The sequence below is a fragment of the Candidatus Eisenbacteria bacterium genome, from assembly GCA_013140805.1.
GTDB lineage: Bacteria > Eisenbacteria > RBG-16-71-46 > RBG-16-71-46 > RBG-16-71-46 > JABFRW01.
Map to the genome: position 1 here is coordinate 1 of JABFRW010000097.1, position 19,725 is coordinate 19,725.

Genomic DNA, 19,725 nt, shown 5'->3' on the forward strand with positions numbered 1-19,725 from the left:
TCGGAGATCAATGCGGGAATCTCGGACGGAATGCGTGCAACCGGCACTCCGGCGGCCTCGAACGCCGCCATCTTCTCGGCGGCCGTGCCCGCCCCGCCCGAGATGATCGCGCCCGCGTGCCCCATGCGCTTCCCGGGAGGTGCCGTCTGCCCGGCGACGAACGCGACCACCGGCTTGGTGACGTGCCGTTTGATGAACAGGGCCGCTTCTTCCTCGTCGCTGCCCCCGATCTCACCCATCAGCACGATGCCCTCGGTGCGCGGATCGGCCTCGAACAGCGTGAGCGCATCGATGAAGTTGGTGCCGATGATCGGGTCGCCGCCGATGCCGATGCAGGTGGTCTGGCCGAGCCCGCGGTCGGTGAGCTGCTTCACCACTTCATAAGTGAGCGTGCCGCTCTTCGACACCACGCCGATCGGGCCCGGAGTGCAGATGTGCCCGGGCAGGATGCCGACCTTGGCCTGCCCCGGCGTGATGAGTCCCGGGCAGTTCGGTCCCACCAGGCGCGGCCGGCCGAGCGGATTGCCGGCGCCGCGCTTCGCGAGCACGTGGTGGAACGCGCTCATCGTGTCGCGTACCGGCAGACCCTCGGTGATGCAAACGATCAGCTGGATGCCGGCGTCCGCGGCTTCGAAGATGGCGTCGGCGGCGAACGCTGCGGGCACGTAGATCACCGACGTGTTCGCCTTCGTGGCCTCGATGGCCGCGGCGACCGAGTGAAAGACGGGAACGCCGTGCACCTTCTCGCCGCCCTTGCCGGGGGTCACGCCGCCCACGACCTTCGTGCCGTACTTCACCATCTGTTCGGTGTGGAATGCGCCGTCGCGGCCGGTGATGCCCTGCACGATCAGGCGGGTGTTCTTGTCGATCAGGATGCTCACGCCGGCACCTCCTGTGCTCGGGCGATCACCATGCGAACCGCCTCGTCCATGCTGGTGGTCGCGGAGAGTCCAAAGTCCGCGAGGATCTTGCGCGCCAGTTCCTCGTTCGTGCCGGTGAGCCGGATCACGAGCGGGACCGGCAGCGGCGAAGACTTGAGCGAGGTCACGATGCCGTTCGCGACGTCGTCGCAGCGCGTGATGCCGCCGAAGATGTTGAACAGGATCGCGCGCACGTGCGAATCGCCGGTGATGATCTTGAGCGCCGCGGTGACCTTTTCGGGATTCGAAGAGCCGCCGATATCGAGGAAGTTCGCGGGCTCGCCGCCGTAGTGCTTGATCAGGTCCATGGTCGCCATCGCGAGCCCCGCGCCGTTGACGATGCAGCCGATGTCGCCATCGAGCTTCACGTAACTGAGGCCCTTCTCGCGCGCCAGCCGGGCCCCCGCGGTCTCTTCGTCCGGATCTCGCCAGCCGTCCCACTCGCGATGCCGGAACTCCGCGTTGTCGTCGAGCACCACCTTCGCATCGAGCGCCACCACCTTGCCTTCGGGCGTGACCGCGAGCGGGTTGATCTCGGCCAGCGAGCAGTCTCCGTCCATGAAAACCCGGTAGAGCTTCATGAGGATGTCGGCGGCCTGCTGCACCTGCTTCCAGTCGTCGAATCCACGCGCCATGATCGCGCGCGCCTGATAGGGACGCAGGCCGTCGAGCGGAATGTGATGCCGTACGATCTTCTCGGGCGCGGTGCGCGCCACTTCCTCGATCTCCACCCCGCCTTCCGCCGAGAACATGATCAGCGGCAGCTTCTTCTGACGATCCATCACGATCGAGAGGTAAAACTCCTTCGCGATGTCGGCCGCCTTCGCGACCAGCACGCGTCGCACCGGCAGCCCCTTGATCGTGAGCGCCAGGATGTCGCGCGCGCGGTCGTAGGCCTCTTCGGGCGTGTGCGCGAGCTTGACGCCGCCGGCCTTGCCGCGCCCCCCCGCCTGAACCTGCGCCTTGATCACCACCGTCGAGCCGATCGAGGTCGCGACGTCGCGCGCCTCTTCTGGAGTGGCCGCGACCTGGCCCGGCAGCACCGGAATCCCGAAGCGGGCGAACAGCTCCTTGCCCTGGTATTCGTGGAGGTTCATGGGTTCTCCCGATTCACAGCCGCGCGGCGGCGGGGGGGTCACTCGCGGACCCGCAAGTGAGCCGAGCGCAAAAAGGACGAGGAACCCTACGGGACCGCGCGGGAAGTGGCAAGCACCGCAGGACGAGTCAGGCGAATCTTTCCGATTGATCTCTGCAAGCCGCGGTGGGATCGTCGAGGCGTCCCCCGCGACCGCAACGATTCCCCACGTGCCCTCGGGCGTGCGAGAGGTGGATCCATGGGACCTCGCTCACTACTCGCGATGATCGCGCTCGCGGGAGTGCTCGCCGCGCCGGAAGCTTCGGCACTCGTTCTCGAATCCTTTCAGACTCCGTTCCCTGCCAACATGTGCCTGCCCAATTCGGGTGCGCCCGTCGTGTTCTCTGGCGCGTACTGTGACGGCAGCGTCTGTCCACCGGATCCGGTCTCCACATGCGGAACGGGCTACTTCGCGGACCAGACTGCGGCGCCCGGCGTGTGGCAGGGCGCGCCGCGACGGGCGGAAGTCGGTTCAGGCCTCGGCACGCGGGCAAATGCGCAGATTCTGCCGGGTATCGGGCAGCTCGAGGTGCATCACCTGGAGGGTGGAGGATCCGGCAGCGCCCACTCTCTGGTGCTCAAGTACGGCGATGCCTCAGCGCCGCTCGATCTCGATCTGCAGGCGCTTGGATTCACCGGGGTTCGCATGCCGATCACGTGCGAGTCCAACCCCTTCTATCCGCTTCATGTCATCGTGAGGCTTCGAGGCGACCTGCTCGATCCCGGCGGGCCGGTAGCGAGGGCGGCAGCCTACGTCACCGAGTCGAGGCTCCTGACGCTTCCGTTGGAAGCGTTTGTGATCTCGAATGGATTCTCGTTCTCAGACGTCCATCAGATTCAAATCAACTTCATCGACGGGTGCCTGAGCATTGGCTGCGAGCCGATGGTCATTCCGACCCGCAACTATTCGATCGGGTCCATCTCGATCGATTCCGGCGCGACCGCAACGAGTCCGCGGTCATGGGGCGGACTGAAGGTTCGCTACCGATAGCTCGCCTCGCTGCGGCCGAAGTCGTTCGAGAGCATTCCTGATCGCCTGGGTCGAGGTCGGTGCATCGATCGCCGCGAGCAGCTCGCGGAACGCAGGGTCGACCTGCGAGCCGCTCGCGTTGGTCATGATCACGTAGCCGCGGCCGCGTTCGGGATCGAGCCACACCAGCGACACGAACGTGCCCGCGCTCCCGGTGTGGGTGTAGATCGTACGGCCCTGCACTTGGACAACGCCCCATCCGAGCGCGTAGTCGCCGACCGGCGAATAGAGATGTTGGAACGTCGAGTCGGCGAGCACCGCAGGGCTCCCCATGAGCGCGCGAAGATTCCAGCGCGCGAGCTTTGCGTAAGCGTCGGCCGTGAAGCTCAGGTCTCCCGCGGGTGCGATCAGGAGCGGAACGCGAAGGTCCGAGGGCGCGATCGGAACGAGCGTGCCGTTCTGCTCGATGTGTCCCCACGGTTCGGCCGCCGAGAAGTCGAGCGGCCAGCCGACGAACGTCGAGACTCCGAGCGGCGTCAGGATTCGCGTGCGGAGGAGTTCCTCCCACGGCTGCGCGGTCGCGCGCTCGGCGATCGTCGCCGCCACGGAGTAGCCGGCGTTCGAGTAGACGAACGTGCCGGCGGGAAACGCCGCGGGTCGCGCGAGCAGCCAGCGCGCGAACTCCGCGCGCTGCGCGGGACCGTCGCCCGCGAACGTGGGCACCGCTGCGAAGTCGGCGAAGTCCGAGAACGCGGGCAGCCCGGAACGATGCTGAAGCAGCTGCGCGATCGTGATCGGTCGGTACGCAGCGGTCATCGTGCCCGCGAGTTCGGGGAACGCCTGCTCGAGTGTTTCGGACCACGAGAGCGCTCCCTCTTCGACGAGCTTTCCGATCGCGGAAGCCACGAGCGCCTTGGTGAGCGAGCCCACGTGGAAGAGGTCCGGGCGCTGGCTCGCCGCGATCGCGCCGATCTTTCGCACGCCGCCCACCGCGATCTCGATCGAGTCGCCCGCGATCACCGCGACCGCAAGCGCCGGCAGGCGATGTGAAAGCCGAATGCTCTCGACCCGACTCGCGAGCGTTTGCTCCGGGGCGGGCCCCGAGACGCGGCTGGAGCTACCGCAGCCCGCAATCGCAACGGCGAGCGCGCACGCGGTCCACAGGCTCGGCGATCGCACGGGAACTCTCCTTCTTGAACGGTTCGGGATTCGTATCAGGCTCGGTGCCCGCGCCGCACGACTCCAAGCGAGAGTCCGACGACCAGCAACAGGAACGAAAGCGTCACGAGAATACTCGGCGCCGCCGGCATGTCCCACTGTACCGACGCCAGCAGGCCCAACACGCTCGCCACGAATCCGAAGCCCCAGCCGACGATCAATGCGATGCCGGTGCGCGACGACGCCATGAGTCCCGCGACCGCGGGGATCACCAGGAAGCCGAAGACCAGCAGCACGCCGGCGATCTGAACCGAGGAAGTGACGACGAGCCCGAACGTGGCGTAGAACAGGAAGTCCCACAGGAACACGCGCCGCCCGCGCGCGCGCGCGCCTTCGGGGTCGTTCGTGATCTCGAAGAACGGCTTCCGCAGGAAGAAGTGCACCGCGCCCACCACGGCGTACAGCACCGCGACCCGGGCGATGTGGCCCGGGTCGACGGTGAACAGCGAGCCCACCAGCGTTTCCTTCAGGTGCTCGGGGCCGGCGGGCGACTTCTCGAGCACCAGGAACACCGCGGCCTGCGCGGTCGCGAACACGATGCCGATGAACGCTTCGAGCGGCACCTGCTTCGACCGCCCCCGAAGCCACGCGAACAGTGCCGCCCCCACGAACGTCATGCCGAGCGCCAGCAGGTAGGAGCCGACCTCGTCGTGTTCGCGGCCCAGCACCACTCCCATCGCCACACCGAGCGCCGCCATCTGCGCGAGCGCAAGGTCCACGAACAGCACGCCGCGCCGCACGATGTGGAAACCCAGGTACGCGTGGATGCCCGCCAGCACCAGTGCTGCGATCGCCGCGGACTGGAAGAACGGGAGCTGCAGCACGTCCGTCACTTTCGGCCTCCCGCGATCGACTCCAGGACGGCCGCGAAGTGCGCAAGGTAGCTGCCGGCGGTGGGTGCATCGCACGCCGACGAGGCGATCACCGTGCGTACACCGGCTTCGCGCGCCAGGAACCGACCGGCCTCCGCCGAGTAGTAGGGCTCCTGAATCAGCAGTCCGATCTTTCGTGCCTTCGCCACCCGGACGAGTTCAGCCAGCTGCCGCACCGTCGGGGGAATGCCGGGCACCGGCTCGACGGTCGCCGCCACCTCGAGGCCGAACGCGTCCGCCAGATAGGACCACGAGCGGTGATACGTGAAGACCGTCCTCGACGGCAAAGTCGCGGCAAGCGAACGCCCGCGCTGCCACGCGGCGTCGGCTTCCCTGCCGAACGCTTCGGCCCGCGAGCGATAGTCGGCCGCATGTGCCGCGTCCAGACGTGCGAGCGCTTCGGCAATGTTCGTCGCCACGATCGCGCCGTTTCGAGGATCGAGCCAGTAGTGCGGATTCCCGTCGGGATGCACGTCGCCCATCGAGGCGTCCACCTTGCCGCCCGGCTTCTCGAGCACGCGCACACCCTTCGAACAATCGACGGTCTGGACCGAGGCATTGCGCGAGCCCTCGAGGATCGCGTTGGCCCACTGGTCGAGGCCCAACCCCACCTCGAGGAACAACTGTGCTCGAGAGACTTTCACCATGTAGGAAGGAAGCGCTTCGACTCGATGCGGATCGGCATTCGGGCGCGCGATCGAGAACACCTCGACCTGCTCCCCACCGACGGTCGCTGCGATCGAAGCGAGATCGTTGGTCGAGGCCGCGATGCGCAGCTTCGCCTCGACCGGAGAGGCCGCGGCGAGCGCGGCAGTGACGAGAACGGCGCAGGCCGTTCGCATGAATGGGATGCGAATCACGGCATGCCTCCTAGAATTGGTGGGCCTTGTGGGGCCCCATCGAGAACACGACGCGCACGGTGAGCTGCTGAATGGACTTCGGGTCCTCGGACGCACCGGCGGGGCGAGCCGGCTTCAGACTCCGCCAGTCGATCCGAAACGCGGTGGTCTCCTCGAGCAGCGCGAGTCCGGCGAAGGCCCCGAGCGAAGCGTTCCAGTTCTGATCCGCGTCGGGCTGCTGCCACCGTTCGTACGAGGCGCCGATGTCGTAGCGCGTCGCCCAGTTGTAATCCGCATACAGATATCCGCCGGTGCCTTCGCTCGCGCGCCTCGTGAAGCGCGCCTCGGGCTCGTCCCACGCTGCGTCCTCGCGCATGAGGCTCAACACCTCGCCCTGCACCAGCACGTAGGCACTCGGGCCCGTCCAGAGCTTCGCCTTCACGTCGCCGCCGATCACCACGGTGCGCGCCTGCGCCGCGACGTTGCTCGTGCCCTGAAGCGCCGACACGCCGAGTTCCACACCCGATCGCTCACCCGACGGAACGAACGCCGTGAGTCGCCCGAGCATCGCTGCGCGCGGCTCGCCGGCACGGTCGCCGCCTTCGGGGTCGCTCGCGAGCGGATCGTTCGGAGCACCCGACGGATCGCGCGTGATGCGAAACGAGTCGCCCCTGAGCGCGTCGACCGATGCGGTGAACGCGATGTCGCCGGGTGCAGGGATGCGACCCGAGAGCTGCACGCCGGTCTCGTTGAGCGACTCCTCACCCGGCAGATAGGCCGCGAGCACGCCGAAGCGATCCGCAAACGGATAGGTGTGCGGATGCTGAGGATTGAGTCTTCCGAATCCGATCCGGTATTTGCCGCCCTTGAGCTGGAGCCCCAGCGGCAGTCCGCGCTGCAGCAGGAAGAAGCCTTCTTCGACTCCGACCTCGTCCTCGGCGAACGTGAGTACGAAGCTTCCGCGCGCGTACGGGTTGAGCGGCGCATCGAGCATCAGCTCGGTCTCGCCGGGATCGAGTACGAAGCGCCTGGCTCCGGGATCGGATGGGTCATCGGTCCAGCGCATGAACGGCTGGCCGATGACCGAGACATCGGGATTCGTCACGCCCGCGCGCGTCGTCGGCGCAACGCCGAACACGATGAGCACGGCAAGTCCCGTAATCGGGATGATTCGTCGCATGGCACTGCCTCCTCAGAAAGGTCGAGCGCCGCGCACGCCGAAGGCGGCGCGCGACGCAGAACGATCGAGATCGAGAGGGCGACCGGCCGCGGCGGGCCGGCGGTGCTCATGCGGCGGGAGGAGCTCGCGCGCAGGTGGAAGTGACGGCCTCGGAGAGCGGCGAGGCTTCGCTCGCGGGAGCGAGCTTTTCGACCGGACGCGGCAGCGGCTCGGCGGTCGTCGCCACCACTTCGGGCAGCGGAACCGAGTGGAGTCCTCGACACTCGGTGCACGTATCGCTGCCGTGCGAACTCGGCGATTCGCAATCGCGGTCCGAGAAGTGGTGCCAGCCGTGCGCGAGCGAGCCCGCAAGCAGCGTGACCAGCAGCAGGGTCGCGAGCTTCGCGCGCGGTATCGCACGGATGTGGTCGAGGAATCGAGACGTCATGGCTAGCTGTTGTCGATTTGTGCGCGCTGCAGGCGTCCCGAGAAGTCGACGTAGACGCTCTTCCATTCGGTGAACGCGTCCAGCATGGTGTGGCCCGCTTCGCGGTGGCCGTTGCCGGTGCCGCGCACGCCGCCGAACGGCAGATGCGTCTCCGCGCCGGTGGTGCCGTGGTTCACGTACACGATGCCGCTCGACAGATCACGCATCGCGGCGAACGCACGGTTCACGTCGAGTGTGAAGATCGACGAGCTGAGTCCGTAGGGAATCGCGTTGTTCACGGCAACCGCCTCCTCGAGGCTCTTCACCTTGAGGAACCCGACCACCGGCCCGAAGATTTCCTCCTGCGCCACGCGCATCTGCGGCTTCACGTTCGTGAACACCGTCGGCTTGAAGAAGTGGCCCCTGGCGAGCGCTCCTTCGGTGGTGACGCCGCCTCCCACCAGCACCTCAACACCTTCCTGCGCCGCAACCGGCATGTAGCCCGAGATCTTCTCGAGTTGGCGCGCGTTGATGACCGGCCCCATCTCGACCGATTCATCGAGCCCGTCACCCAGCTTGATCGCGCGAGCGCGTTCGACCACTCGTTTCGCCAGCTCGTCGTGTACGCGCTCGTGAACGATCACGCGACTCGTCGCGGTGCAGCGCTGCCCGGTGGTGCCGAACGCCCCCCACGCGATGGCGTTGGCGGCGAGCGCCACATCGGCGTCATCCATCACGATCACGGCATTCTTGCCGCCCATCTCGAGCGAGACGCGCTTGCCGAGCCGGGCACCCTCGGTCGCGATCAGGGTACCGACACCGTTCGAGCCGGTGAAGGAGAGCACGTCCACACCCGGATGCTGCGTGATCGGCCAGCCCACGTTCTTGCCGGAGCCCTGCACGAGATTGAAAACGCCGGCGGGATAACCCGCCTCTTCGATGAGCTTCGCGAGGTGGTAGCCCATCTCGGGCGTTTCCTCGGACGGCTTGAACACCACGGTGTTCCCCGCGACGAGCGCCGGGAAGATCTTCCAGGTCGGAACCGCGAACGGGAAGTTCCACGCCGTGATCACGCCGACCACGCCGATCGGCACCCGCATCGACATCGCGAACTTGTTGGGCATCTCGGACGGGGTGGTGACGCCGTACATGCGACGCCCTTCGCCGGCCGCGAGGTACGCCATGTCGACGCCTTCCTGAACGTCGCCGCGCGTCTCGATCAGAATCTTGCCCATCTCGCTGGTGGCGGCACGCGCCAGTCGCTCCTTCTGCGTCGCAATCAGCGCGCCGAGTCGGAACATCAGCTCCGCGCGCTTGGGGGCGGGCGTCAGGCGCCACGATTCGAACGCGGCGCGAGCGGCCGCGACCGCGGCGTCCACGTCGGTGCTCCCGGAGTCCGGATGCGCGCCGAGATCCGCTCCGGTCGCGGGGTTGCTGTTCGTGAAGGTGGCGCCGGAGCGCGCCGGCACCCACTGGCCGGCGATGAAGTTGGAGAACGACTGCGCCATCGAAAGACTCCTTGGGGCACGCAGCAGCGCGCACGGATTCGAGCGGAATCGGAGGGGCCCGCGCGGACGTCGCCGCGAGCGAAGCACGCGTGAGCCTAGGCAGCCACCTGCAGCGATGCAAGGCGGGGCGAGGCGGGGCGAGGCGGCTCAGGGCCGGGTGACGAACCCCGAAGTGTCGCGAGTCGCGTGAGTTCGCACCGAGTCGAGCTGGCGCTCGAGCGTCACGACGCGCCGTTGGAGCTCCACGGTGCGGGTGCGCTGGGACTGCAGCACGCCGAGTGCGGCCACCAGCGAAAGGGCAAGGCCCAGGAGTGCGATGCCGAATGCGACGATCGCTCCGGTCGGAATCGTGGGCTCAGCAGTTCTCGAGGCTCGGTCGTTCATCGCGGACCCTCAGTCGAATTCGTAGCGCGGATCCGCCGGGTGCTGGTCGGCGCCGACGCGTCCGATCGTGATCTCGGCACGGTTGTAGCTCTCGCCCTTCATCGGCGCGCCGCTCAGACGTCTCAGCATCGCGAGCTGCCCGGTGTGGGTGAGCGCATCGGCCACCGGTCCCTGGAACAGTCGCGTCAGCTCGTACTGGATCGGCGCGGCCGATGCGAGCCGGGCGTCGAATGCTTCGAGCGCACGGAAGAATCGCGCGCACTCGGCATCCCACGACTGAGGCGTCGCGGTGGTCCAGTGCAGCTCGCCGTTCGCGATGCGGAGCGCCCAGTCGAACAGGTCACCGAGGTGCGCGACGATTCGCAGCGGCGTGTTCGCGCCGGGCGCCGGGGCGAAGGTCGCGAACGACTCGGGTGCGCCTCGCATCGTCTTGGCCGCCCGATACGCGAGCGTCGCCACCGCATGTCGCAGGAGTTCGCGATCGGTCATGGCGCGACTTCACGCATCCAGCGCGCTCTTTCCCGCGCGGATGCGCTCGATCAGGTTCGAGGTGCTGAGCCCTTCGCGCAGCGCGATGTTCATCACGCGGCCGCCGCGCGCTTCGACGAACTCGCGTCCCACGATGTGCTCGATCGCCCAGTCGCCGCCCTTCACGAGCACCGCGGGCGCGACTTCCTGAATGAGCCGCAACGGCGTGTCCTCTTCGAACAGCACCGCCGCGTCGACGCACCGCAGCGCCTGCACCAGTTCGAGCCGCTCGAGCTCCGGCACGATGGGACGTTCGGGACCCTTGAGACGCCGCACCGAGGCGTCGGCGTTCACGCCGACCACCAGCCGGTCCCCGAGTGCCCGCGCCTCTTCCAGGTATTCGACGTGTCCGCGATGCAGCAAGTCGAACACCCCGTTGGTGAACACCACCCGCTCGCCGGCCGCGTGCCACCGCGTGATCGCCACGCGTTCACGCTCGGGAATCCGATCGTGCGCGACACTCACGCCGGAGCGTTCGCGAGCGAGGTCAACAGTTCGGCCGGCGAGCAGGTCGCGGTTCCGATCTCTCGGATCACCACACCGGCGGCGTGGTTCGCGAGGTAACAGGCGCTCGGGAAATCGGCCCCCGCGGCAAGTGCCACCGACACCACGCTCACGACCGTATCGCCGGCTCCGGTCACGTCGAACACTTCGCGCGCGACGGTCGGCAGGTGCGTCACGCGGCCGCCGCGCTCGAACAGGCTCATCCCCTGCGGGCCCCGCGTGACCAGCACCGCCGCCGCCTCGAGTCGCTTCTGCAGTCCCCAGCCGACCTCCAGGAGGCTCGCTTCGTCGCTGACGCGCCGCCCCATCACCGCCCCCGCCTCGTGCTGGTTCGGCGTCAGAATGCTGACCCCGCGGTAGGCATCGATGTGACTCTCCTTGGGATCGACGCTCACGTGCACCTTCGCGTCGCGCGCGAGGCCGAGCGCCCGTTCCAGTACCGCGGCGGTGATCACGCCCTTGCCGTAGTCGCTGACGATCAGGCCCTGGCAGCCCGCGAGTTCGCGCGCCAGTCCGGCGAGCAGGGCGTCTCGCGCGGTGCCGGTGAGATCGGCACGCGACTCGCGATCGGCGCGCACCACCTGCTGCGAGTGCGCGATGATGCGCGTCTTGACCGTGGTGGGTCGCGTCGCGTCACGCACCACGAGGTGCGTGTCCACGCCGCTCTCCGCGAGCGCATCGAGCATCCGGGTGCCGTCGTCGTCGTCGCCGACCACCCCCGCGAGCACCGCCTGGGCGCCGAGTGCTCGCAGATTCGTGGCCACGTTTCCGGCCCCACCGAGTCGCGAACTCTCGCGCTCGATGTCGACCACCGGGACCGGCGCCTCGGGCGAGATGCGATCGACGCGCCCCCACAGGTAGCGATCGACCATCAGGTCACCGAGCACCAGGATGCGGCGGCCCGCGAAGTCCGCAACGATGCGCTGGAGCGCTGCGCGTTCGAACTGCGGAGCGGGGCTCGAGGAACGATCCGTGGTCGGTGCCGACATGGGCGGCGGACGCTAGCACCCGACCTGAGGAGGGTCAACGAATTGGTGCCCGGGCAGCCGTGCGATTGACGGTGCCACGACCGCCGACCTAGCTTCGCGATCATGGCCGTCACGATTCGCCCGTATCTCGCGACCGACCTCGAGACCCTTCGCGCGCTGATCGCCGCGCCCGAAATCGTCGAACAGTTCGACGCCTTCGCGGCCCCCGGTGCACTCGAGCAGAAATTCGCCGACCCGCACCTTGCCGCCTCGTGCGTGCGCCTGGCGTTCGAGGACGAACGTCCGATCGGGTTCGCACTCGCGTGGCTGCTGCCGCAGGCCCCGATCGGATGGGCGATGGTGCGTGGTGGAGTGCTCGAGTTCGCGCGGCGCCGTGGCATCGCGACGCGTCTCGTCGAGGCGGTGTTCGCCGCCATCGAAGCACATCCGGGAGCCGCGCGGATTCGAGACGTCACCGGAGCGGCGTGGTTGCCGGCGCCGGCGGCCGAGGCTCTGGCGAAGCGACTCGGCGCCCGTTTCGATCGCGCGTTCTGGATGATGGAGCGACCGCTCGAGGCGCCGGCGCCGATCGTCGAATGGCCCTCGGGGATCGCGACGCGGTCGTTCGATGGAACGATGCCGATGGCAAAGGACTGGAACGACGTCTACCTCGAGTCGTTCGCGCAGCACTGGCGGTTCGTACCGAGTTCGCTCGACGAGACGCTCGAACTGACGCGCGGGCCGCGCTTCGATCCCGCAGACCTGCGGCTCGCCTACCGAGGCGCGGCGTGCGTCGGCTTCTGCCGGCTCGAGCGTCACGCGAATCGGGGCGAGATTGCAGTGCTCGGCACGGCGCCGGCGGCGCGCGGCATCGGACTCGGCCGCGCGCTGCTGCGCTGGGGCGTGGCGCGACTGCAGGCCGGCTCGACGCAGCCCATCACGTTGATCGTGGACGGGGCGAACGAGAACGCGCTGCGGCTCTACCGAAGCGAAGGCTTCAGCGTCATGCGCACACGCCACGTGTGGGTGCGTCCACCACGATTCTGATGTGCAGAATCACGCCGCTCATCGCCGCCCGAAATCGAAGCGTTGTCGGCACCACACGGCGCGCGGTCGGCCCGACTGAAGCGCGGGGAAGAAGCGCATCGAGAACGCGCTCGTGGTCGCCGCGCCCACCAGCGCCGAATCGGTCGAGCCACCCGCCCACTCGACGTCCGACACCACGCCCTGCTCGTCGACTCGCACGTCCAGTTCGACGGAGCCCGCCCGCGCTCCATGCGGAAGCAGCAGCGTTGCGCGCCCGCGCGGAATCGGTGGCTTGAGATCTTCGTCGACCACCAGCCCGGGCGGCTCGGGCATCGACGGCTCGGGAGTGCCGGGCTCGGGCGTCGGCAGCGGAACCTCGAGCTCGGCCACCGGCGTGACGCTCGCGACGGACTCCGCCGCACGCGTCGGCGACACGCGTGCGAGCCACATACGCGCGTCGGCCGCGGGCGGCTCAGCGAGTGAGTCCGAGCGCCACCTCTGACTCAGGCGAATCGCCGGAGCGGCGGTATCGGCGCGGACATCGACGGGCAGCGCGTGCGGTGTCGGCGCCTCGTCGCGCGCGCCCGGCTCGCAGCCAAAAGTCGACATCGTGATCGCCAGCGCGATCGTAACCGCGATCGGACGCGCCATGCTCCATCGATGCGCCTTGGTACCACCGGGCGTGCGGGCTAGACTGCCGCCATGACGCCGCGCGCACGCGTGTGGGCCGCCCTCAGGGGCGAGCCCGTCGATCGACCTCCGGTTTCGTTCTGGGGGCACTTCTACCATCGTGAGTCCTCCGCCCGCGACCTCGCCGAGGCGACGCTCGAGTTCCAGCACGAGCATCGCTGGGACTGGGTGAAGCTCAATCCGCGCAAGCAGTATCACGTCGAGGATTGGGGCGTGAGCTACCGCTACACGGGCCGCGCGGCCGACAAGCCGGTGCTCGAATCGTGGCCGGTCCATCAACCCGCCGACTGGGCTTCGATCACCGAGCGACCGCACGATCTCGGCGCACTCGGTGAGCAGCTCGAGGCGATTCGCCTCGTGAAGCGCGGCCTGCCCGAGGACGTGCCGCTCATCCAGACCGTGTTCACGCCGCTCGCGGTGCTCGGCGAGATGGTCGAGGAACCCGGTGAACTGCGCCTGCACATGCGCAAGCAGCCCAATGCCGTGCGCGGCGCGCTCGAAGCCGTGACCCGCACCTACGAGCGGCATGTCGCCGAAGTGCTCGAGGCGGGTGTCGACGGCATCTACTTTGCGACCGTCGACTGGGCCTCGCGCGATCTCATGACCGCCGAGGACTATCGCGAGTGGGCGCGCCCCTTCGACCTGCGCATCCTCGCGGTCGCGAAGGATGCACCGTTCAACGTGCTGCACGTCTGCAAGCGCCGCAATCTGGTGCTCGACTTCGCGGACTACCCGGTGGCGGCGTTTTCGTACGACGCCACCGATCCCACCAACCCGATGCTCGACCAGGTCCGCAAGGTGCTTCCTGGAGCGTTCATCGGCGGGCTCTCGCACATGGATGCGCTGCAGGCGACCAGCAGCGATCGCGTGGTCGCCGAGTATCGGGACCTGCTTCACAAGACGGGCGGCCGCCGCTGGCTCGCCGGACCGGGATGCTCGATCCCGCCGGCGACCCCCGCGGCGAACCTGCGAGCCGTGCGCGCCGCGGTCGACGCCACGACCCTACCGCTCGACTGATTCGACCGCTTCGGCGGAGCCTGCGTCTGTCAGACGGAGGCGCCGCCCCGCGTGGCTGGAGGTCGCCATGAAAGCGGTCGTCACGACGTTCCTGTGGATCGCTGCATCCCTCGCGTTCGTGTTCCCCTCCCCGGCCGGCGCCCAGAGTGACCCGAAGTCTCGGGCACCCGCTCCGACCGCGAACGCCCGGCCGCTGGAACCGGGGCCACGCGGCAAGCTCAGCGTGGTGGGCCGCGTCGACGTGGGCGACGTCGCGCCCGACTTCGAGCTCAGTGGCACCCGCGGCGGCCCGGTCGCGATCTCGCGCCTGCGCGGCGACTGGGTGCTGCTGGTGTTCGCACGTCGCCTGGCGGAGTTCGACGATTTCTCCCCCGTTACTTCACGGCTCGCCGAGCACGGCGTGCGGGTGTTCGGCATCACCCGCGAAGGGCCATCGAAGCTGCGCACGCATTCGCAGCGGGCCGCCATTCCGTTCGAGCTGCTCGCGGACCCGACCGGCGACGTTTCCGCGATCTACGGGCTCAATGACGCGGCCTCCGCCGCCACGCGACCGGGCTACGTGCTGATCGATCGACGCGGCACGGTTCGCCTCGCGGTGCTCGGTCAGTCGTTTGCGGCCACCCAGGTCGCGGAACTGGTCGACTTCACGATCGCCAACTAGCGACCCGCTCGCGAACCCGCTTCGCGGCCGCACATCGCGTTTCGCACGTCGCACCCCGTTGCATGCGGCGCAAGCTGCAAGCCGGTACGACATTCGTGCGGCAATTGGCGCTGCCGCGCGCGCAAATGCGAGTGAGCCCACTTCCACTCGCGTTGGCACGCAACAATTCTTCGCCTATTTGCGCTCCGAATCTCAACTTCACTCTTCACGTCGCCGATAACGAGGATCGCTGATCCCTGCCCACTGACTGTCATCGCATCCCTCGTATCGGAGAGACCGTTGCTCATGCTTTCGAACCTGCTGATCCTGTCTATCGTCTTCGCACTCGGAGCCGATCCCGTTCCGGGCGCGTCGCGTCCACCCTTCGAGCGTTTGCCGGGTGCCGGCACGCCGAGTCCTCGCATTCAGGAGCCGCCGCACTCGCTGATCGAGGTCGGAGCCGCGGCTCCGGACTTCTCGTACCAGACCGCCGACGGCCACTGGCGTCACCTGCGAGAGTTGCTCGGCCACGGCCCGGCGTTGCTGGTGTTCGGCGCCAACCGCGAGCAGCTCCTTGCCCTCGAAGCCGAGCGCAATGCGTTGCTCGACAACGGAATTCTGCCGGTCGCGGTGCTGAACGAGAAGCCTGCCCGCATCTGGTCGGTGGTACGCGACCTGTCGCTCAACTACACCGTGCTGGCGGATCCTCGCCAGGTCGTCGCCGAGCAGTTCAACGTGAAGCGCGAGGACCAGCGCTCCGCCACCCCGTCCTGGTTCGTGTTGAATCAGCAGGGCGAGGTTCGCGCGCTGCGGCGGGGTCAGTTGCCGAATGCCGGCTTCAACACGCTGGCGTCGACTGCGCTCGGCCGGCCGGTGCCGGGCGCCGCGCTGCCCGCTTCGCACTGACGCCGACGTCGAGTTCGGAAGCCCGCGTCCCTTCGGGGGCGCGGGCTTCTTTCATTTCGATCAGGCAGCCGAGCGGTCTTCGATGCGCTCGGTCACGCGCTCGAGTGCGCGCTCGACGTCTTCCATGCGAAACGGCTTGGTCATGATGTGGTCGAGGCCGTGCGCCGCGATGGTCTCCTCGGCGAGCTGAAAGCCCCACCCCGACACCAGCACCACCGGAATGTCCGGCCGTTCGGCGCGCACGTGCAGCACCACGTCCCAGCCGTTCACTTCCGGCATGCCGAGATCGGTGAAGACGGCATCGGGCGCGAATCGCGAGAAGGCGCGCAGCGCCGCCTCGCCGCCGAGTGCCGAATGCACCTCGTGGCCGTTCGAGCGCAACATGTCGACCAGCACTTCGAGCACGAACTGTTCGTCGTCCACCACCAGGATCCGCAGCGGCTTGATCGTCAGCGCCGGCCGCGCGGCCGGCGCCGTCGGCCGAACGTCGCTCGCGATCGGCAGCGTCACCGTGAACTCGGTCCCGGCGCCGCGCTCGCTTTGCACCTCGATGCGACCGTGGTGGCGCGTCACGATGCCGTAGGCGACCGAGAGTCCGAGGCCGGTGCCCTGCACCGTCTTGGTGGTGAAGAACGGATCGAAGACACGCGACCGGGTCTCCTCGTCCATGCCGACGCCCGTGTCCTTGAAGCGAAGGATCACCTCGGTGACTCGATCCTCGGAAGTGATCTCCAGCTGCCCGCCCCATGGCATCGCGTCGACCGCGTTCAAGACCAGGTTGCTGAACACTTCGCGCAACTCGGAGGCATTGCCCTCGACCGCGTGGCGCGATCGCAGATCGAGCGCCAGCTCGACCTTGATGCCGTCGCGCTTCGCGTGGGTGTGCCACGCGGTGCGCGTCAGCTCCACCACGCCTTTGAGGATCTCGTTCATATCGAGCGGCTCGAACGGCTCGTCGTGCCGCACCCGGGTGAACTCCTGGACGCGCTTGACGGTATGCGCGCCGTCGAGCGCCGCCTGCTCGATGACCTGCAGCTGGCGTTTGAGCAGCGGTTCCTCGACGCGGCTCAGGATGAGCTGCGTGCGGCCGAGGATTGCGGCGAGCACGTTGTTGAAGTCGTGCGCCACGCCGCCGGCCATCTCGCCGAGCGCGTTGAGCTTCGCCGATTGCACGAGCTGTTGCTGCGCGGACCGCATTTCGTCGTACGCCGCCTTGGTCTGTGCGTAGAGGCGCGCGTTCTGGATCGCCGCGCTGCATTCCGAGGCGAACACGATTGCGAGGTCCAGATCTTCGGGCTCGAAGCGCCGACGATGCGGCTCGAGCCGCGACAACGAGATGATGCCGATGACGCGTTCGCGTACCAGCAGCGGTACGCACAGCAGCGAACTCTCTTCCTCGGGCGTCCCGGGAACCTGCTTGGCGCGCGGATCGAGGTGCGCCTCGTGCACGATCTCGCCGTGCCCGCTGACCGCGACGCTGCCGGCGATTCCCTCGCCGAGCCGCAGCTCGAGACCCCACACCTGATCCTCGTAGGTCAGCACGTCGCAGGCGACCGGGCGCAGCAGTGGCGCATTCTCGTCGATCAGGAACACCACGCACTCGTCGCACTCGAGCACCCGTCGCGATTCGCGGGCGATGGTGCGCAGGATGGTCTGATGATCGAGCGAACTGGTGATCGCGCGGCTCACCGTGATCAACGCTTCGAGCCGTGCGCGCTGGGACTTCTCACGTTCGAGCAACGCGGGCAGCGTCGAGTCGGCGAACATCTCGAGTGAGTGGTGGCGCAGCGAGACCAGCCAGCCGTGAAACCGGCCCGGAAAGCGGAATTCGACGCAGGTGCCGACCAGCGCGTCACCGGGCTTGGCAGCCAGCTCGGCCCGGAACAACGGGGTCCCGGCATGGGGGATCCCGCGGATCGGATAGAGCCCCGCGAACCGCTCGTAGGTTTCAGGTGTCAACAACTCGGAGAGCGCCAGACCGGTCGGCCACGGGCGCGGCGGAACCCCGGTGTGGGCTTCGGTGAACGCTCGATTCGCGAAACGGATGCGATGGTCGGAATCGATGGCGACCACCGGCACTCGCACGGCATCGACGATCGGAGCGACGAGGCGAACCACCATCCACCACATCCAACGAACGGTGAGGGCGGATGGAGGAGCGGCAATGCGATCAGTCGGATGTTCGGCCACCGAGCGGCCTCCACCTTCGTAGGAGAAGAGAATTCGCTCGGTTATCGGCGGGGCGGCCCCGCGGCTTGATTCCTGGCAGCGTCGAGCTGGACGGAGGCCGGGCTCGCCGCGCTGCTCGGAGGCCCGCCGACACCCGTCACACCGCTCACGACACCTCCGTAACTCGTCGGCATGAAGGTCGCGGTGAGTGACGGATTCCAGAGCCACGAGGTGCCGCCCGGCGATTCCTTACGCGCCTCGAGTCGAAAGGCGTGCGTCCCGGCCGGTTTGAAGTAGGCGCGCCGGACCCGAATCGACTGAAAGGTGCTGCCGTTGGGGGCATCCCCCGCGTAGCCCGACAGCAGGTAGTGCTCGGGATCCGGCGTTCCGCCGTCAGTCTCGTCGATCTGAAGCGCGATCAGATTGTCGCCGCCCGCCGAAGTCATGCCGTGCTGCCCGTCGGCCTCGACCACCACCCAGCCCACCGACGGCGTGGTGAGCGAGACGATCAGCAGCGTCTGCATCGTGGTGGTGCTCGTCACCGGAAGGTTCGCAGCCGGCTGGCGAGAGAGTGCGAAGCCCGGCTCGTTGGCGATCTCGGAGGCCGAGATCGAGCCGGCCGGGAGCTGGAGGAATGCATCGCCGTTGGCGGAAGTGGTGACCGTCATCGCTCCCGCCGCGCCCGTCACCGTGAGGCGCGGATTCCCGAATCCGTCGAAGTTGCCTTCGGCCAGGATCGAGGCGTTCGGCGCCGACGATCCCCAGATCTGCAGGCGACCCGCTTCGATTCCCGACGCTCCGACCTCGAGTCCGGGACTCACTCGAAGCGCCAGCGAAGCACCGGTGTTTCGAAGTGACAACAGCGGAATCGCGGGCTCGGACTGAGACACCGCCCACGGCAGCCGAAGCGCGAGCGCGTAGGGCGAAGCCGTGAGCACGGTGCGAGGCGTCAACTCGGCCCCGCCATCGACGCTCACTCCCAGCCAGTAGGGCGCATCGAAAGCGAGCGCGAGCGGAGTCGACGATCCGAGCACTACCGCGAAGCCCCCGAGTTCCACGACGACACTCGAGTGGTTTTCGCTCCAGAGCGGCGCGCCACCGGACTCGGCAGCATAGAGCCGAAACTCGATCGCATGCGGGCCGTTGGGAACCAGCGCCCCGGCGGCATCGGTCAGCACGCCCTGGTAGCTGAGCGTGGCCGGGGCGGCCGGCCACGCCGGTGCCGCGAGCGCGAACGCGGTGGCCGGGACCAGAATTGCGAACACGAGTCGGCGAATCCGCTGTGATGTGAATGCAGTGCGCATGCCCGTCCCTTCGTTGGCGCCAGTGCGCGGATTCCGCCCGGCCGTGCGCGCGCCGCGGGGAACGCTATCACCAAGCCCCGCCGGTGGTGAATCGCGCGCCGACAGTTGGCGCCGCCATGGGCATGCACCGTGCGTTGAGTCACAGCATGCTCGCTCGCATCCGGACCGCGGCGCTGTGGGGCCTCGAAGCGTTTCCGGTCGAGTGCGAGGTCGACGTCGGACCGGGCCTGCCCGGCTTCGCGCTGGTCGGGTTGCCGGACGCATCGGTCCGCGAGGTTCGCGATCGGGTGTGGCCCGCACTTCGAAACGTCGGCCTGCAGCCACCCGATCGGCGCGTCACCGTCAACCTCGCGCCCGCCGAGCGACGCAAAGAGGGCAGCTCGGCGGATCTGGCGGTCGCGCTGGGAGTGCTCGCCGCGACCGGGCAGATTCCGAACGAGCGATTCGCGGAAGTCGCGGCGATCGGCGAGATCGCGCTCGACGGCGGCCTGCGGCCGAATCGCGGCACGCTGGGACTCGCCGAGGCCGCGTGGAACGCCGG

General features: G+C 68.1%; 19 protein-coding genes and 1 pseudogene. 6 read left to right on the top strand and 14 right to left on the bottom strand.

The features are described 5' to 3' along the window. Together sucD and sucC are read right to left on the bottom strand one after the other, a co-directional pair. Window positions 1-881 (bottom strand): succinate--CoA ligase subunit alpha (gene sucD / locus HOP12_08355; GenBank protein ID NOT34164.1); only part of this gene is annotated, 881 nt, incomplete at its 3' end. Next, a complete protein-coding gene (gene sucC / locus HOP12_08360; GenBank protein ID NOT34165.1) occupies window positions 878-2,017 on the bottom strand; it encodes an ADP-forming succinate--CoA ligase subunit beta in 1,140 nt (379 codons plus the stop codon). The genes sucC and sucD, both read right to left, overlap by 4 nt. A 237-nt stretch (window positions 2,018-2,254) precedes the next feature. Here sucC and HOP12_08365 point away from each other — a divergent pair, with 237 nt between their 5' ends. Next, complete coding sequence (locus HOP12_08365; GenBank protein ID NOT34166.1) at window positions 2,255-3,046, top strand: hypothetical protein; 792 nt, start codon at window positions 2,255-2,257, stop codon at window positions 3,044-3,046. On the opposite strand, the gene HOP12_08370 is transcribed toward HOP12_08365, so the two are convergent. From HOP12_08370 to rfaE1, 9 genes and pseudogenes are all read right to left on the bottom strand, one after another. Next, window positions 3,014-4,204 carry a beta-lactamase family protein gene (locus HOP12_08370; protein NOT34167.1) on the bottom strand — a complete coding sequence of 397 codons (1,191 nt, stop codon included), beginning with the start codon at window positions 4,202-4,204 and terminating at the stop codon, window positions 3,014-3,016. The two genes, HOP12_08365 and HOP12_08370, sit on opposite strands and share 33 nt — an antisense overlap. A 35-nt stretch (window positions 4,205-4,239) precedes the next feature. Then, the gene (locus HOP12_08375; GenBank protein ID NOT34168.1) at window positions 4,240-5,076 is read right to left on the bottom strand and encodes a metal ABC transporter permease; all 837 of its coding nucleotides are present in this window, start codon (window positions 5,074-5,076) and stop codon (window positions 4,240-4,242) included. Then, complete coding sequence (locus HOP12_08380; protein NOT34169.1) at window positions 5,073-5,975, bottom strand: zinc ABC transporter substrate-binding protein; 903 nt, start codon at window positions 5,973-5,975, stop codon at window positions 5,073-5,075. Before HOP12_08380 ends, HOP12_08375 begins: the two co-directional genes overlap by 4 nt. A gap of 10 nt (window positions 5,976-5,985) precedes the next feature. Then, a complete protein-coding gene (locus tag HOP12_08385) occupies window positions 5,986-7,134 on the bottom strand; it encodes a hypothetical protein (protein NOT34170.1) in 1,149 nt (382 codons plus the stop codon). Between the two features lie 106 nt (window positions 7,135-7,240). Further along, window positions 7,241-7,561 carry a hypothetical protein gene (locus HOP12_08390; protein ID NOT34171.1) on the bottom strand — a complete coding sequence of 107 codons (321 nt, stop codon included), beginning with the start codon at window positions 7,559-7,561 and terminating at the stop codon, window positions 7,241-7,243. A 2-nt stretch (window positions 7,562-7,563) separates the two neighbouring features. Beyond that, window positions 7,564-9,048, bottom strand: a complete 1,485-nt coding sequence (locus tag HOP12_08395; GenBank protein ID NOT34172.1) for an aldehyde dehydrogenase family protein — start codon at window positions 9,046-9,048, stop codon at window positions 7,564-7,566. Window positions 9,049-9,195: 147 nt separating this feature from the next. Next, complete coding sequence (locus HOP12_08400) at window positions 9,196-9,432, bottom strand: hypothetical protein (protein NOT34173.1); 237 nt, start codon at window positions 9,430-9,432, stop codon at window positions 9,196-9,198. 9 nt (window positions 9,433-9,441) lie between these two features. Then, window positions 9,442-9,921 (bottom strand): hypothetical protein, encoded by a 480-nt coding sequence (locus HOP12_08405; GenBank protein NOT34174.1) that lies wholly within the window; start codon window positions 9,919-9,921, stop codon window positions 9,442-9,444. A gap of 9 nt (window positions 9,922-9,930) precedes the next feature. Further along, window positions 9,931-11,453 (bottom strand): annotated as a pseudogene (rfaE1, locus tag HOP12_08410) (D-glycero-beta-D-manno-heptose-7-phosphate kinase). 102 nt (window positions 11,454-11,555) lie between these two features. On the opposite strand from rfaE1, the gene HOP12_08415 reads away from it, so the two are divergent. Next, window positions 11,556-12,479 carry a GNAT family N-acetyltransferase gene (locus tag HOP12_08415; protein ID NOT34175.1) on the top strand — a complete coding sequence of 308 codons (924 nt, stop codon included), beginning with the start codon at window positions 11,556-11,558 and terminating at the stop codon, window positions 12,477-12,479. 18 nt (window positions 12,480-12,497) lie between these two features. On the opposite strand, the gene HOP12_08420 is transcribed toward HOP12_08415, so the two are convergent. After that, window positions 12,498-13,109 (bottom strand): hypothetical protein, encoded by a 612-nt coding sequence (locus HOP12_08420; protein ID NOT34176.1) that lies wholly within the window; start codon window positions 13,107-13,109, stop codon window positions 12,498-12,500. A gap of 51 nt (window positions 13,110-13,160) precedes the next feature. Here HOP12_08420 and HOP12_08425 point away from each other — a divergent pair, with 51 nt between their 5' ends. The 3 genes from HOP12_08425 to HOP12_08435 all read left to right on the top strand — a co-directional run bounded on the left by HOP12_08425 (window position 13,161) and on the right by HOP12_08435 (window position 15,711). Further along, window positions 13,161-14,165: a hypothetical protein gene (locus HOP12_08425; GenBank protein ID NOT34177.1), complete on the top strand. Its 1,005-nt coding sequence runs from the start codon at window positions 13,161-13,163 to the stop codon at window positions 14,163-14,165. A gap of 67 nt (window positions 14,166-14,232) precedes the next feature. Further along, complete coding sequence (locus HOP12_08430) at window positions 14,233-14,826, top strand: redoxin domain-containing protein (GenBank protein ID NOT34178.1); 594 nt, start codon at window positions 14,233-14,235, stop codon at window positions 14,824-14,826. Window positions 14,827-15,111: 285 nt separating this feature from the next. Beyond that, window positions 15,112-15,711: a redoxin domain-containing protein gene (locus tag HOP12_08435; protein NOT34179.1), complete on the top strand. Its 600-nt coding sequence runs from the start codon at window positions 15,112-15,114 to the stop codon at window positions 15,709-15,711. A 60-nt stretch (window positions 15,712-15,771) separates the two neighbouring features. Here HOP12_08435 and HOP12_08440 read toward each other — a convergent pair whose 3' ends face one another. Next, window positions 15,772-17,832, bottom strand: a complete 2,061-nt coding sequence (locus tag HOP12_08440; GenBank protein NOT34180.1) for a response regulator — start codon at window positions 17,830-17,832, stop codon at window positions 15,772-15,774. 110 nt (window positions 17,833-17,942) lie between these two features. Continuing rightward, entirely contained in the window at window positions 17,943-19,184 is a 1,242-nt protein-coding gene (locus tag HOP12_08445; GenBank protein NOT34181.1) for a hypothetical protein, read from the bottom strand. Window positions 19,185-19,330: 146 nt separating this feature from the next. Here HOP12_08445 and HOP12_08450 point away from each other — a divergent pair. Further along, on the top strand, window positions 19,331-19,725 hold a 395-nt coding region (locus HOP12_08450; GenBank protein ID NOT34182.1), incomplete at its 3' end, for a hypothetical protein.